We start from the raw sequence: 14,921 nt of genomic DNA on the forward strand, positions 1-14,921 counted from the left end.
GCACCCTTCCTACGCCCCCGCCTACTCGTCCGAAGACGCCGCAATGGCTTCCTCCAGCATTTCCAGCCGGTCCTGGCCCCAGAACACCTCGCCCCGATACACGTAGGACGGCGAGCCGAACACGCCGGCCTGGACCGCTTCATCCGTGTTGCGGCGATACGTGGCCTCAATGTCCGGTGCGTCGGCTGCCGCCAGCAGGCTTGCGGCAGCCAGTCCCAGGTTCTCCATGACCCCGCGCAGAACGACGGGGTCGGAGATGTCCTGATCGTCCACCCATTCCGCCTTCAGGATCGCCTTGTATAGCGCCAGCACCGGCATGCGGGCACGATCGGCCGCGATGACGATGCGCGAGGCCAGCGACGCATCCGGGCACATGTGCGCCGGTTGCGGATTGACGTGGATGCCGAGCTTGGCGCACCAGCGCGCCAGCTCCGCCACGCGATAGGCCTGGCGCTCGGGCGAGCGCTGCCCAAGCAGCACGCCGCCGGTGCGCGCATAGACGTCGGGCAAGTCCACGGGCAGGTATCGGATCGCCGCTTGCTGGCGGGACGCCAGTGCTTCAAGCCGGTCGGCGCCCAGGTAGGCCCAGTCGGAATTCATCCAGAAGTAATAGTCGATTGTCTTCATGGGAGCCTCAGGTTCTTGCTGCCGCGGGCACGCGCAGGGCGGCAGGCGTGGCGGCCTCACCCTGCATGCGCCAGGCGCTGAAGAAAGCAACCACGCCCAGCGCGCTCAGGTACCAGACCACGTACTTCGGGTCGCCCCCGCCCTTGGCCAGCAGCCAGGTCGCCACGATCGGCGCCAGCCCGCCGCCGATGGCGCCCGACACCTGCACCGCCAGCGAAATGCCGGTGTACCGCACATGCGCGGGAAACTGGCTGGAGAACAAGGTGCCTTCGGGTCCGTACAAGCAAGCGTATACCAGCCCCACCGCCAGGCAAACCGCCACGATGATCCAGGCTTTATCGCCCGAGCCCAGCAGGTTGAAGAAGACCGGCGCGCAGATCAGGATGCCCACCGTGCCCGCCATGAACACCCACTTGTGGCCGATCTTGTCGCCCAGCACCCCGAACAGCGGCATCGTGAACAGGGCTAGCGCCGCCCCCCAGATCGTGGCGTCCAGCATGACGGAGCGCGGGATACCCAGCGTGCCGGTGGCGTAGGCCAGCGAAAACGTCACGACCGTGTAGAACCACGTCACCTCGGCCAGACGCGCGCCGACCACCACCAGCAACGCGCGCCGGTGGTGCTTGAGCACTTCGGCCACCGGCACCTCAACCTTGGCGCCTTTTTCCCGCATCTGCTCGAAGTCGGGCGACTCGGCCACCTTGACGCGGATGAACCAACCCACCAGCAACAGCACCACGCTGGCCAGGAACGGCAGGCGCCAGCCCCAGGACAGCATGTCCTCTTCGGGCAGCGCGGCCACGGCGCCCATCGCCAGCGACGACAGGATCAGCCCGGGCGCCACGCCGGCCTGCGGCAGGCTGCCGAAAAAGCCCTTCTTGCCTTCGGGCGCATGCTCCACCGCCATCAGCACTGCGCCGCCCCATTCGCCGCCCACTGCAATGCCTTGCAGAAAGCGCATGAGCACCAGCAGCACGGCGGCCCAATAGCCGATCTGCTCATACGAAGGGATCAGCCCGATGAGGATGGTGGGCACGCCCATCAGCAGCAAGGTGATCAGCAGCATGGACTTGCGGCCGATCTTGTCTCCATAGTGGCCGAAAATCACGCCGCCCAATGGCCGCGCGAAGAACCCCACGGAATACGTGGCAAACGCCGCCAGCGTGCCTGTCAGCGGGTCGAAGGCGGGAAAGAAGATCTTGTTGAAGATCAGTGCGGCAGCCGTGCCGTACAGGAAAAAGTCGTACCACTCGATCGTGGTGCCCATCATGCTGGCAAGGCCAGCCGTCACATAATCGCGGCGCGAGCGCGCAGCAGCAGGCTTGGTCGTCATCATCGTGACTCCCCTTGAAAAGGTCGTGATCGGATGCCAGCGAAATCAGGCTTGGGGCAGCGGCAGCGGCGCGATGCCGTGCGTTTGCCGGGCCCAGTAGTCGAAGGTCGCGCGCACGATCGAAGGCTTCAGCAGGTAGTCGTGCGCCTCGCGCGCCAGGGCGTCGTCTACCGGCGTCAACGGCCCGAACGCCTGGGCGCGGATCTGCATGCGCGCCGCACGCTCCAGATAGACCGACAGATACGTCGCTTCCTCGCAGGAGCCACCCGCCGTCAGATAACCGTGGTGCGCCAGGATGATGGCGCGCTTGCGTCCCAGCGCCTCGGAAATGATCACGCCCTCCTGGTCCGCGATCGGCACCCCCGGCCATTCACCCAGGAAGGCACAGTCGTCGTGCAGGGGTGTCATGTCCATCTGTGAAATGACCAGCGGCTGGCGCGCGGCGGCCAGCGCCGAGGCCCACGGCGAATGCGTGTGGATGATGGATTGCACGTCCGGGCGCGCTTCGTACACCCACAGATGGAAGCGCGTGGCCGGGTTGGGCATGCCGTCGCCCGTCAGGGTGTGCAGGTCGCGGTCGACTTCGATGAAGTCCGCCGGCGTCGCCTCGTCAAAGCCCAGGCCGAAGCGCAGGGTCCAGTACGCGCCCGGGCGCGCCGAGCGCACGCTGATCTGTCCCGCCAAGCCGGCTTCCTGCTCGGTCATCGCCAGGATGCGGCAGGCGTAGGCCATGGTTTCCTGGATGCTGCGCGGCACGGCCTGCAGATGGCGCGCCATTTCCTGCGTGGCACGAGTGTCGAAATACGATTTCTCTCGCAATGCGGTATTCATGGGTTCCCCTTGATGTCCTTGGCTTGCGGCGTCGAAGGACGCCTTGCAAGGTCAGGACAGTATGAAAACCACCGCGCAAACTAGCCATGCAGCCAGGCTCATAGCAGCTATTCGGAAGGCGGAACGGGGCGCCGGGGGTGCTGGGGTTGCTGGGGTTGGGCGTTACGCCGCCGCGATGCGGTGCGCGCACGCCAACAGTTCGGCCACCAGCGGCAAGGGCTGGCGCTGGGCCGGCGTGATCGCCACCACGCGGCGGCGCAGCACCGGGCTGCGGATGCCGACCTTGCGCAAGCCGTAGTCGGTCAGCAACTTTTCGGGGATGCGCGACGGCAGGATACAGGCGCCCACCCCCGAGGAAACCAGCTTGAGCATGGCGTCGATGGTCTCGGCCTCGGCCATGAACTCGGGCTGCAGCCCTGCGCTGTGGATCATCTTGCGCAAGGCGTAATGGGGCGGAAAGCCCACCAGCCGCAACGGCATGCCGCCCAGATCCACCGCGTCCGCCAGCGGCACGTCCCGGCGCACGATCAGGCACATCTCGTCGTCGAACAACGGGGTGGACGTCAGATTGTCCGAGGCCACCGCCGCGTCGTAGACAAAACCTACGTCGGCCTTGCCGCTTTCCACCAGAGCCACCACGTCGGGCGAACTGCGCCCCATCACGGACAGGTTCACGTGTTCGTGGCTGCTGACGAAGCTGGCCACGACGTCGGCCATGAAGTAGTAGCTGAGCGTGTGCACGGTGGCAAGGCGCACCGTGCCGTGGGTTACGCCTTCCTGCTGGCGCACGGCGTCAAGGACGCGGTCGATGTTCTGGTAGGCGGGCTGAATGCCCTCCAGCAGGCGGCTGCCCGCTACGGTCAGTTCCACGCCCCGGCCGGTACGCGTGAACAAGGGTTTGCCGACGTGTGCTTCCAGCGCCGCCAGTTGCCGGCTCAGGCCGGATTGCGTCTGGTCCAGGTCCTCGGCGGCGCGTGATAAGGACTTCAGCTCCGCGATCCGCAAGAAATAACGCAACTGCCGGTCCGGCGTGTCCATGGTGCTGCCCCTTGATTCTGGTCTGACGCGCTCGATTCGGCGCGGCTACAGTGTGCCCAAGGATGCCGTCCGGCACCACGGGGATTTGCGCTAAGGGCCTGAAAGCGTACCCTTGCAGCTTGCCTCTATGCCGGAAATCCGAATGTCCACCCCGATTGCCCGCCCCATTCCCGCCACCATCGCCGCCGTCGTCCGCGACGGCCACGTACTACTGGTGCGCCGCGCCAACCCGCCCGACGAGAACTGCTGGGCCTTTCCCGGCGGCAAGATCGACGCGGGCGAACGCATCGAGGCCGCCACGGCGCGCGAACTGCTGGAAGAAACCGGCGTGGTCGCCGAGCCGCTGCACGTATTCGATGCGGTAGACGTCTTCGACCGCGACGAAGCCGGCGCCCTGCGCCGCCACTTTATCCTGATCGCCGTGCTGTGCCGCTGGCAATCCGGCGAACCGGTCGCGGGCGACGATGCGCGCGACGCCCGCTGGATTGCCCTGGCGGACCTGGAAGGGCATGAACTGGCGACCAGCTTCGGCGTCGCCAGGCTGGCGCGCAAGGCGGCGGCACTGATGGCGGCGGTTTAAGCGGGTCGGGCAACCCGCGACCGTCTACACCCCACCCGCCATGGGCTTGGCCTTGATCCACAAAAACATCGGCAGCCGGGTCCATTGCTGCAGTTGCGCCGTCGGGGCGGCGTCCGGCCCGCGAAATGCATGCTCATGCCGTTGAGGGCGTCATGGCCCGGGGTGCTGGCCCACGAGATCCATTGATCGGCCACGGCGCGCCAATGCGCCTGGTCCGGTTGCGGGTCGCTCATGCGTGTTTCTCCACGATGCCCGACGATTGCCGGACTAAGGGTTAAGGCCTAAGGACAGGCCCTACTATATACAGCCCGGCAACCTCCTCCCCCCTGCCCCATGTTCGATGCTTACCTGTCCCGCTGGAACCTCGTGCCCGACGGCGCCCCCATCGTGACCCATGCCGCGCAACTGCTGCCCGTCACGCGCGACGGCGCGCCGGCCATGTTGAAGGTGTCAGTGGAAGAAGACGAACGCCAGGGCGGCGTGCTGATGACGTGGTGGGACGGTCAGGGCGCGGCCCGCGTGCTGGCGCACGACGACTGCGCCATCCTGCTGGAACGCGCCACCGGCACGCGCTCGCTGGCGGCCTACGCCCGCACGGGCCGCGACGACGAGGCCACGCGCATCCTTTGCCGCGTGCTCAAGGCGCTGCACGCCCCCCGCTCCAAACCGCTGCCGCCGCTGCGCAGCCTGGAGGAATGGTTCGTGGAATTGTGGCCCATGGCCCAGGCGCAAGGCGGCATCCTGGCGCACAGCGCCCGCCATGCCCGCGCGCTGCTGGACGATCCGCGCGACCTCGCGGTGCTGCATGGCGACGTCCACCACGACAATGTGCTGGACTTCGGCGCACGCGGCTGGCTGGTCATCGACCCCAAGCGGCTCTACGGCGAACGCGCGTTCGACTATGCCAACATCTTCTGCAACCCCGACCTGTCGGACCCCGTGCCCCCCGTAGCTATCGTGCCCGGCTGCTTCGAGCGGCGCCTGGACCTCATCGTGGCCGAGTCCGGCCTGGACCGCCGCCGCCTGCTGCAATGGATCGTGGCTTGGTGCGGGCTGTCGGCCGTCTGGTACCTGGGCGACGGCGACGATGCTGCGATCGACCTGAACATCGCACGCCAGGCGCAGGGGCTGCTGGACGCGGGCGCCTGAGGCCCTATGCCGCCGTGATCTGTTCGACATACCGCGTCGGCGACACCCCCGTCAGATTACGGAACATGTAGACGAATGCGCTGGCGCTGGCATAGCCCAGCGCGCGCGCCACGTTCACCACGGACTGCCCTTGCAGCAGCCGGCAGATCCCTTCGTCGATCCGCACCTGCAGGCGCCAATGGTGAAAGCTCATGCCGGTTTCGTCCTTCATGCGCCGCGCCAGCGTACGCGCGCTGGCGCCGATGCGCTCTCCCCATTGCTCCAGCGTGTCGTCGTTGCCCGGGGCCTGCAAGACCGCATCGCACACCTTGCGCAGCCGCCGGTCAAAAGGCAGCGGCAACTGGCGGTGCTGGCGTTCGGTATCGGCCAGCAGATTCAGCAGCAGCTCCGAACTGAGCCGCTGCACGGGCCCTTTGCGGGGCGGACCGTTCAGCGTCAGGATCAGCTCGCGCATCAGGGGGTTCACGTCCAGCGCGCAGGTCTCCTTCCAGAGCCATGGCGCCGCATCCGGCATGATGAACGCGGAACGCATGCTGACGCTGCCCACCATCTTCACCTCGTGGGTGACGCCGGCCGGAATCCATAGCGCGCGCATCGGCGCCAGCATCCAGGCGCCGTCCTCGGTCATGACGCGCATGATGCCCGTGGGGGAATACATCAGCTGGATACGCTCGTGCGAATGCGGCTGCTGGCGGGCGCCATTTTCGTAGTTGAACGACCGCGCGACCACGGCAGGCGCATCCTGGGGAAATTCACGCATTGGCAGGTTTTCGATATCAATGGGAAGGAAGTCGCCCATCCTGACAGTTATGTCCGTTTTTCGACATTTTCTGTCCAGCCGGAAGGGAACTTGCTTTTTATCATTAATGCAAATGATTCCCATTGTTTTCAATAAAAAATGAACGCCTCTGCGCTTGCTCCCGTCGCATTTCACCCACGCCTGCCCCGTTTGACGCTTGCCGCCGCGCTGCTGGCGCAAGCCTGCCTGGGCGCGGCCGCCCACGCCGATGACGCGCCGGTGCCGCAGTTGAGTCCCGTGCGGGTCAGCGGCACCGCCGATTCGCTGTCGGACCCCGGCCAGACGGAGGGTTCGCAGTCCTACACCGCCAACACCGTCACGCTTGGCAAGGGCGCGACGAACGTGCGCGACATTCCCAACTCGGTCTCGGTGGTGACGCGCCAGCGCATGGACGACCAGAACATGACCACCGTGCAGGACGCCCTGCGCGAGACGACCGGCGTCAGCGCCATGAGCTACGGCGACGGCACCGCGTACTTCACCGCGCGCGGCTACGAAACCGATGTCCAGTTCGACGGCGTGCCCGCCAACGGCGCGCTGCAATACCTGCCACAGTTCGATTTGGCGCTGTATGACCGGATAGAAGTGCTGCGCGGCCCAGCGGGCCTGTTGCAAGGCTTCGGCAGCCCGGCCGGCACCGTCAACCTGGTGCGCAAGCGCCCGTTGGACGCCTTCAGCCTGACCGGCAGCGTCATGGCCGGGTCCTGGAACAATTACCGCACCGAACTGGACGTGACCGGCCCCGTGACCGCCGACGGCCGGGTCCGCGCCCGGGCCGGCTTGGCCGCCCAGGACCGCGACTACTCGATGGACGAAGCCCATACGCGCCAGGGCCTGGTCTACGGTTCGCTGGAATTCGACCTGACCGCCAACACCTTGCTGACCCTGTCGGCGGCTTATCAGAAAACGCGCATGGCGCCCTTCGACTACGGCCTGTCGACCTATTCCAACGGCAAGTTCGTCGACGGCCCCCGCTCCGGCTTCTACGGCGTGGACTGGGCGCGCGGCGACACCGACCTGTCCGAGGTCTACGCGGAACTAAGCCACCGCTTCGCCAACGGCTGGACGGGCCAGGTGTCGATGAATTACCGGGCCACCGACCTGGACAGCAAGTACGGCTACGTTGACGGCCCGGTCGACCCCGCCACGGACCAAGCGGCCTATTGGCTGCAATTCCAGAAGGACCGCATCCGCTGGATGGGCCTGGACACGCACGCCTCCGGTCCCTTCACGCTGTTCGGCCGCACGCACACGGCGATGGTCGGCGCCAACTACGCAGAACGCAGACAGGACAGCCGATCGTCAGGCACGGGCATCGACAGCATCGATATCCACCACATCGATGTGCCGGAAGTGGATATCCCGTTCACGTCGGGCAACAACTCCAAATCCAGCCAGATGGGCGTGTATGGCCAGCTTAGTTTCAACGTGGCCGACCCGCTGACCCTGATCGCCGGCGGCCGCCAAAGCTGGTACCGCAACGCGACGCAGCCGGTACTGCCCGAGGCCGGCGACACCCGGCGCGACCCCGAGGTGCGCAAGTTCGTCCCCTACTTCGGCGCCGTGGCCCAGTTGAATTCGTGGCTGTCGGCGTATGCCAGCTACTCGGACGTATTCGCGTTTTCGGAAGCCTGGCAGATGACGGCCGACGGCAAACCCCTGGCCCCGCGCACCGGCAAGCAATACGAGATCGGCCTGAAAGGCCAGTTCCTGGACGGGGCCGCCAACGCGTCCCTGGCCTTGTTCCGGATCCGCGACAAGAACCGAGCCGTGCCCGACGACGCCAATCCCGGGCGGTATGTCGCCCAGGGCGAAGCGCAGAGCCAGGGCGTCGAAGCCGAAGTCACCGGCCGCCTGCTGCCCAACTGGGATGTATACGCCGGCTACACCTACCTGCAGACCCGCTACCTGTCTGACCCGACGCAGGAAGACCAGATCGTGAACCCGGAGTCGCCCAAGCACCTGTTCAAGGTCTGGACCACCTACCGCTTCACGCCCGACGTGTTGCCGGGCTGGCGCGTGGGCGCAGGCGCACGGGTGCAGAGCCGCACCAGCCGCAACAACACGTCGTGGCAGGGCGGCTATGCCGTGGTGGACGCGCAGGTCGGCTACCGCGTCAACCGCAACCTGGACGCGTCGATCACCGTGAACAACCTGTTCGACCGCAACTACTACAGCCGGGTGCCGTCCAGCTATTACAGCGTCTACGGCGAACCCCGCAATGTGATGCTGACCTTGCGCGCCACGTACTGACCGTCATTCAGGCTCCCGAAAGGATGAGGTAAGGTGTAGCCCCTTCACCCCTTATCTCTTCATTCCTGGAGTATCGAATGACCGGATTGTTCATCGTGGTGGCGGCGCTGGCATTTCTGATGCTGGCGGCGTATCGGGGCTACAGCGTGATCCTGTGCGCGCCCATCGCAGCCATGGGCGCGGTATTGCTGACGGATCCTTCCGCGCTGGCCCCCGTGTTTTCAGGCATTTTCATGGAGCGCATGGCCGGTTTCGCCAAGCTCTACTTCCCCGTGTTCTTGCTGGGCGCCGTGTTCGGCAAGTTGATCGAACTGTCGGGTTTTTCCCGCGCGATCGTGCAGGCGGTACTGCGCATGATCGGCGCGGAACGCGCCATTGTCGCCATCGTGCTGGTGTGCGCCGTGTTGACCTACGGCGGCGTATCGCTCTTCGTGGTGGTGTTCGCGGTGTATCCATTCGCCGCCGAGATGTTCCGCCAGGGCGGCATTCCGAAGCGGCTGATGCCGGGCGCCATCGCGCTCGGTGCGTTCACGTTCACGATGACGGCGCTGCCCGGCACGCCGCAGATCCAGAACATCATCCCCACGACCTTCTTCGAAACGACCACGTGGGCCGCGCCCTGGCTGGGCCTGATCGGCGCGGCGTTCACGCTGACGGCGGGTATCGCCTACCTGGAGTGGCGGCGCAAGCGCGCGGCGGCGGCCGGCGAGACCTACGGGACCGAACTGCGCAATGAACCGACGACGCCGCCCAGCGAACGCGACCACCACCCGCTCGTCGCCTTGCTGCCGCTGGTGGTGGTGGGCGTGGCCAACTTCCTGCTGACGCGCTGGATACCCGGCTGGTATCCCGCAGGCGCCGAGGTGAACCTGCCCGGCCTGCCCAAGCCGATGCCCGTGAACGCCGCCGACCAGGTCGCGCTGTGGGCGGTGATGGGCGCGTTGATCGCCGGCATCTTCACCATCCTGCTGTTCTCGTTTCGCAGCATCAAGGCGCACTTCGCCGAAGGCAGCAAAAGCGCCGTGTCGGGCGCGCTGCTGGCTTCCATGAACACTGCGGCCGAATACGGGTTCGGCGGCGTCATCGCGGCGTTGCCGGGCTTTCTGCTGGTGGCCGAGGCGCTGAAATCGATCCCCGACCCGCTGGTGGGCGAAGCCATCGCCGTGACCTCGTTGGCGGGCATCACCGGATCCGCCTCGGGCGGCATGAGCATCGCGTTGGCCGCCATGGCGCAGACCTTCATCGACGGCGCCGTTGCAGCAGGCATCCCGATGGACGTACTGCACCGGATCGCCGCCATGGCCAGCGGCGGCATGGACACGCTGCCGCACAACGGCGCGGTGATCACGCTGCTGGCCGTCACCGGCCTGACGCACCGTCAGTCCTACGGCGACATCTTCGCCATCACGTTGATATCGACCCTGTCGGTGTTCGTCGTGATCGCGGTGTACTACCTGACCGGCATCGTCTGATCGAAGGCCGTGGCGAACACGTCGGCCAGCCACTGCGTGAAGACGCGCACGCGGGCCGACACCTGCCGGTTTTGCGGGTATAGCACCGACACCGGCATGGGCGCGGGCGGCGCCTTGGGCAGCACGATCCGGAGGTGCCCCGCCGCCAGCTCGCGTTCCACCCGGTAGCGCGGCACCTGGGCCAGCCCCAGCCCCGCCAGCGCCGCGCCGGTGTAAAGCTCGGCCCCCGTCACGCTGATGACCGAGCCGGGACGCACCAGCACGTTGCGCCCGTCGACCATGAAGTCCAGCGCAATGCTGCGGCCGGTGGCGCTGGACAAGTAATCCACGGCGCGGTGGCCCGTCAGGTCGTCCACGCTGGCGGGCGTGCCGAAACGCGCCAGGTAGGCGGGGCTGGCCACCGTTACCTGCGGCATCAGGGCAATCTGCCGGCCCACCAGCGACGAATCCTGCAAGGCGCCCGCCCGCAGCACACAGTCCACGCCCTCGCGCACCATATCCACCAGGCGGTCGTCTTCGCCCAGGTGCAGGACGATGTCGGGATAGCGCTCGAGGAAACCCGGCAGCCCCGGCATTACGAAATACTTGGCCAGCGTGCCCTGGGCGTTGACGCGCAGCAGCCCCTTGGGCGCGGTATTCAGGAACGCGCCGTCGGCCTCTTCCAGGTCGGCCAACAGGCGCACGCAGCGCTGGTAATAGGCCTCGCCATCATGCGTCAGCCGCACCTGGCGCGTCGTACGTTCCAGCAAGCGCGCACCCAGGCGCTTTTCCATGCGTTTGATCAGGTTGGTGACCGTCGCGCGGGGAATCTGCAGGTCTTCGGCCGCCTGGGAAAAACTGCCGCGCTCCGCGATGCGGACAAACACCTGCATTTCCTGAAAACGATCCATGCCGATCCGCCAATTATTAATGTAAATGGAATTATGTTAGCGAATATAGGGTAATTATCTTCGGTTTGGAATAGTCCATTATGCGTCTCACCCCTTCCCTATCGGAGATCGCGCATGAACACCCAAGCTTCTCAATCGACCGCGCAACGCGTCGCCCTGGTCACGGGCGGATCCCGCGGCATCGGCGCCGCCATCGTGCGCCGCCTGGCCCGCGACGGCTTTGCGGTCGGCATCAACTACGCATCCAGCTCGGCCCACGCCGACGCGCTGGCCAACGAAATCTGGCAGGCCGGCGGCCGCGCCGTCGCGGTGCAAGCCGACGTGTCCAAGGCGGCCGATGTGCGCGCCCTGTTCGACAAGGTCGAATCCGAACTGGGCCGCATCAGCGCGCTGGTCAACAGCGCCGGCGTCCTGAAGGTGCAGCCGCTGGCCGACACCTCCGACGAGGACTACGCGCAGACCTTCGACATCAATACGCGCGGCACCTTCAACACCCTGCGCGAAGCCGCCACCCGGCTGGCCGATGGCGGCAGCATCGTCAACGTGTCCAGCACGACGATTGCGCTGAACCTGCCGGGCTATGCGGTCTACATCGCCAGCAAGGCTGCCGTGGAGAGCTTCACGCACGTGTTTTCCAAGGAACTGCGCGGCCGCCGGATCACCGTGAACGCCGTGGCCCCCGGCCCCGTCGCCACCGAGCTGTTCTTGAAGGGCAAGAGCCCCGAACTGATCGAGCACTTCGCCAAGATGCCGCCGCTGGAACGGCTGGGGCAGCCCGACGACATCGCGGGCGTGGTGTCGTTCCTGACGGGGCCGGACAGCGGCTGGGTCAATGGCCAGATCCTACGCGCCAACGGCGGCGTTGCCTGAACGGCCACGGCCCCCGGGGGGTTGGGCGCCCCGCCGATTTATTCCCGACTGGACTTATTCCATGAAAAAACCTTGTTTGTCGGGATGAACCGAACCCTCTAGGATGGCTTGCAACCCTGCCATTACGGAGACAAGCCCCCATGCACGCCCCGATCCCCGACTTTCCCCACAGCCGCATCGAACGCGACGAGCGCGGCGTCTACACCCTGCGTATCCACGACGCCAAAAGCCTGAACATCCTGGCCACGCCCGTGACGTTGGGACTGACGCAAGCGGTGCAGTGGATCGCCGCGCAGGCCGATGCGCGGGCGCTCGTCATTCGCGGCACCGGCGACCGCGCCTTTATCGGCGGCGCCAACATCTATGAAATGGCCGAATTGGATCCCGCCGGCGGCCGCGCATTCATCACCCGCTTGCGCGAGCTGTGCGAAGCCGTGCGCAACGTGCCGGTTCCCACCATTGCCCGCATTCCCGGCTTCTGCCTGGGCGCCGGCATGGAGCTGGCTGCCGCCTGCGACATCCGCCTGGGTTCGCGCGATGGCGTGTTCGGCATGCCCGAGGTGCGCGTCGGCATTCCGTCGGTGATCCATGCCGTGCTGCTACCTGCGCTGATCGGCCCCGGCGCGACCAATTGGCTGTTGCTGACCGGTGAAAATGTCGACGCCGAGCAAGCCCTGCGCTGGGGCTTCCTGCAGTTCCTGTGCGACGCCGGCGAACTGGACGCGCTGGTGGAGCGCACGGTTGGCCCCATCGCCGCCAGCGGCCCGCGCGCCGTGGCCTCGCAGAAGGCGCTGCTGCGCTACTGGGAAACGTCGACGGTCGAAGCCGGCCTGGACCGCAGCGTCGACGCCTTCGGCGCCGCTTTCACCACCGACGAACCCCGCCAATACATGGCGCCGTTCCTGGCCCGCAAGCACAAGCGGGACGGCCAATGAGTCCGGCGCAAGCAAGCGGTCCGCTGACCGGCGTGCGGGTCATCGACATGACCTCGGTCGGCATGGGGCCCTACGCCACGCAGATCCTGGGCGACATGGGCGCGGACATCATCAAGGTGGAAGCGCCCGAAGGGGACGTCTTTCGCGCATCCGCGCCTGCCGCCTCGCCCGGCATGGGCGCGGTCTACCTGAACCTGAACCGCAACAAGCGCAGCATCACCCTGAACGCCAAAGACCCGGCTGACCTGCAGCGGCTGCTGGCGCTGGCGGATGGCGCCGACGTATTCATCTCGAACGTGCGGCCCCGCGCGCTGGCGCGTGCCGGTCTTGACGCGGCCACGCTGTGCGCTCGCAATCCCCGCCTGATCTATTGTTCGGCGGTGGGCTTCGGCCAAGACGGCCCTTACGCCGCCAAGCCCGCCTTCGACGACATCATCCAGGCCATGAGCGGCCTGGCCGATCTGCAGGGCCGCAACACCGGCGCCCCCGCCTACATCAACACCATCCTGGCCGACAAGGTGGCGGGCCTGACGCTGGCCTACGCCATCCCCATGGCCCTGTACGAACGCGAAAAGTCCGGCCGCGGCCAGGCGATCGAAGTGCCGATGTTCGAGACGCTGGTGTCCTTCACGCTGATCGAGCACATGGGCGGGCGCACCTTCGACCCGGCGCTTGGCGAGATGGGCTACAGCCGGGTGTTGTCGTCTGAACGCAGGCCCTACCGCACGCTGGACGGCTACATCGCGCTGTTGCCCTATACCGATGCGCAATGGCAGCGCTTCTTCAGCCTGTCGGGGCGCGGCGATCTGGCGGCCGACCCGCGCTATCTCAGCCCGCAAACCCGCGGCCGCAACTTCGATACGCTGTATCAGCACCTGGCCGGCATCGTGGCGCTGCGCAGCACCGCCGACTGGCTGGCGCTGCTGGCCGACGCCGACATCCCGCATTCCCCCGTGAACACGCCTGAAGCCCTGTTCGACGACCCTCATCTGGCGGCCACCGGCTTCTTCCAGCGCGTGGAGCATCCGACGGAAGGAACGTTGACCGCCACCTCGATCCCGGTGCGGTTCTCGCGCACGCCGGGCGCGTTGCGCCGGCCGGCGCCACGGCAGGACGCGGATCGGGATATGCTCGACGCTGGCGGCTAAGCCCACCCCGGGCGGCCGCGCCCTGCCCGCCCGACCATGAACATCACTCTCAAGCAGCTGCGCGTGTTCTGCGCGCTTTATGAACTGCGCAGCTTCACCGCCGCGGCGCGCGCCGCCTTCGTCACCCAGTCCGCCGTCAGCAAGCTGTGCGCCGAGCTCGAGGCCGAAGTGGGCCAGCCGCTTTTCGAACGGTCCACCCGCAACGTGACGCCCTGCGAAGGCGCCGCCGACTTCTACGCCTACGCCCAGGAGATCCTGGGCACGGTGCGCGCGGCGGAACGCAGCATGTCCGGCCTGCGCACGCTGGAGCGCGGAGTGGTGGGCGTGGCCAGTTCGCCGATGATGATGGTGGGCCTGCTGGGCGACGTGATCACGCGCTATCACCGCCTGCACGCCGGCGTGAAGCTCGAACTCTACGAGCTGAATACGGACGACACGCTGGAACACGTCCGCCATGGCCGCGCCGATTTCGGCATCGTGTCGACGCAGGCGCACGGCGAAGGGCTGGAGGCGCGCGTCATCTACCGCGATTCCATGTACGCCGTATGCGCCCCGTCCCACCCGCTGGCGCGGCGCGCCCGCGTGCGCTGGGCCGACCTGGCGGCGCATGACCACATCACGCTGCGCAATGTCTACAGCGTGCGCCGCGCCGTCGACCACATCAGCGGCGAACTCGACTTGGAATTCCATTCCGGCATCGAAGCCGGCATGCTGACTTCCGTGCTGAACCTGGTGCGCGCCGGGCTGGGCATCACCATCGTGCCGGGCTACGTGTGCGCATTCGCGCGGCTGCTCGGCCTGCATGCGGTGGCCATCCAGGACGGCCCCCAGCGCCGCCATGAGCTGTCGCTGATCCAGCGCCGCAGCACCCGGCTGTCGCTGGCCGCCAAGACCTTCCTGGACGAACTGGAAGCCACGCTCCACGCCCGCGAAGCTTCGCCCGACCCCACCGCTTTCCTGGACGACAGGCCGATTCATCCGGATACGGAATAGGTC

Annotated in this window: 14 protein-coding genes; 8 read left to right on the forward strand and 6 right to left on the reverse strand. The window is 66.8% G+C overall.

The features are described from left to right. Window positions 1–21: 21 nt before the first annotated feature. The 4 genes from AC27VE_RS09240 to AC27VE_RS09255 form a co-directional block, all read right to left on the reverse strand. Window positions 22–627: a 2-hydroxychromene-2-carboxylate isomerase gene (locus AC27VE_RS09240; protein WP_488703670.1), complete on the reverse strand. Its 606-nt coding sequence runs from the start codon at window positions 625–627 to the stop codon at window positions 22–24. Between the two features lie 7 nt (window positions 628–634). Further along, window positions 635–1,963, reverse strand: coding sequence for an MFS transporter (locus AC27VE_RS09245; protein WP_280027751.1), 1,329 nt, complete (start codon window positions 1,961–1,963; stop codon window positions 635–637). A 42-nt stretch (window positions 1,964–2,005) separates the two neighbouring features. Beyond that, window positions 2,006–2,791, reverse strand: coding sequence for an aldolase (locus AC27VE_RS09250; protein WP_006224154.1), 786 nt, complete (start codon window positions 2,789–2,791; stop codon window positions 2,006–2,008). A 162-nt stretch (window positions 2,792–2,953) separates the two neighbouring features. Beyond that, window positions 2,954–3,829 (reverse strand): LysR family transcriptional regulator, encoded by an 876-nt coding sequence (locus tag AC27VE_RS09255; protein WP_006224155.1) that lies wholly within the window; start codon window positions 3,827–3,829, stop codon window positions 2,954–2,956. Window positions 3,830–3,971: 142 nt separating this feature from the next. Here AC27VE_RS09255 and AC27VE_RS09260 point away from each other — a divergent pair, with 142 nt between their 5' ends. Together AC27VE_RS09260 and AC27VE_RS09265 are read left to right on the forward strand one after the other, a co-directional pair. Further along, on the forward strand, window positions 3,972–4,409 hold the full coding sequence (locus tag AC27VE_RS09260) for an NUDIX hydrolase (RefSeq protein WP_035212982.1): 438 nt from the start codon (window positions 3,972–3,974) through the stop codon (window positions 4,407–4,409). Window positions 4,410–4,742: 333 nt separating this feature from the next. Beyond that, window positions 4,743–5,558 carry an aminoglycoside phosphotransferase family protein gene (locus AC27VE_RS09265; protein WP_488703671.1) on the forward strand — a complete coding sequence of 272 codons (816 nt, stop codon included), beginning with the start codon at window positions 4,743–4,745 and terminating at the stop codon, window positions 5,556–5,558. 4 nt (window positions 5,559–5,562) lie between these two features. Here the strand turns inward: AC27VE_RS09265 and AC27VE_RS09270 are convergent, their stop codons facing one another. Beyond that, complete coding sequence (locus AC27VE_RS09270; RefSeq protein WP_088588556.1) at window positions 5,563–6,318, reverse strand: AraC family transcriptional regulator; 756 nt, start codon at window positions 6,316–6,318, stop codon at window positions 5,563–5,565. Between the two features lie 138 nt (window positions 6,319–6,456). Between AC27VE_RS09270 and AC27VE_RS09275 the strand changes: the two genes are divergently transcribed. Both AC27VE_RS09275 and AC27VE_RS09280 read left to right on the forward strand, forming a co-directional pair. Further along, entirely contained in the window at window positions 6,457–8,610 is a 2,154-nt protein-coding gene (locus AC27VE_RS09275; protein WP_488703672.1) for a TonB-dependent siderophore receptor, read from the forward strand. Between the two features lie 77 nt (window positions 8,611–8,687). Beyond that, window positions 8,688–10,082, forward strand: a complete 1,395-nt coding sequence (locus AC27VE_RS09280) for a GntP family permease (RefSeq protein ID WP_488703673.1) — start codon at window positions 8,688–8,690, stop codon at window positions 10,080–10,082. Here the strand turns inward: AC27VE_RS09280 and AC27VE_RS09285 are convergent. Then, window positions 10,061–10,972 carry a LysR family transcriptional regulator gene (locus AC27VE_RS09285; RefSeq protein ID WP_488703674.1) on the reverse strand — a complete coding sequence of 304 codons (912 nt, stop codon included), beginning with the start codon at window positions 10,970–10,972 and terminating at the stop codon, window positions 10,061–10,063. The two genes, AC27VE_RS09280 and AC27VE_RS09285, sit on opposite strands and share 22 nt — an antisense overlap. 114 nt (window positions 10,973–11,086) lie before the next feature. Here AC27VE_RS09285 and AC27VE_RS09290 point away from each other — a divergent pair, with 114 nt between their 5' ends. The 4 genes from AC27VE_RS09290 (at window position 11,087) to AC27VE_RS09305 (ending at window position 14,918) form a co-directional block, all read left to right on the forward strand. After that, complete coding sequence (locus AC27VE_RS09290) at window positions 11,087–11,842, forward strand: SDR family oxidoreductase (RefSeq protein WP_488703675.1); 756 nt, start codon at window positions 11,087–11,089, stop codon at window positions 11,840–11,842. A gap of 140 nt (window positions 11,843–11,982) precedes the next feature. Then, a complete protein-coding gene (locus AC27VE_RS09295; protein WP_427961243.1) occupies window positions 11,983–12,777 on the forward strand; it encodes an enoyl-CoA hydratase in 795 nt (264 codons plus the stop codon). After that, window positions 12,774–13,925, forward strand: coding sequence for a CaiB/BaiF CoA transferase family protein (locus tag AC27VE_RS09300; protein ID WP_488703676.1), 1,152 nt, complete (start codon window positions 12,774–12,776; stop codon window positions 13,923–13,925). The genes AC27VE_RS09295 and AC27VE_RS09300 overlap by 4 nt, the downstream gene beginning before the upstream one ends. Before the next feature lie 36 nt (window positions 13,926–13,961). Further along, window positions 13,962–14,918 (forward strand): LysR family transcriptional regulator, encoded by a 957-nt coding sequence (locus AC27VE_RS09305; protein WP_280027743.1) that lies wholly within the window; start codon window positions 13,962–13,964, stop codon window positions 14,916–14,918. Window positions 14,919–14,921 lie beyond the last annotated feature (3 nt).

It is taken from the genome of Achromobacter sp. 18P8.1.1 (assembly GCF_057799415.1).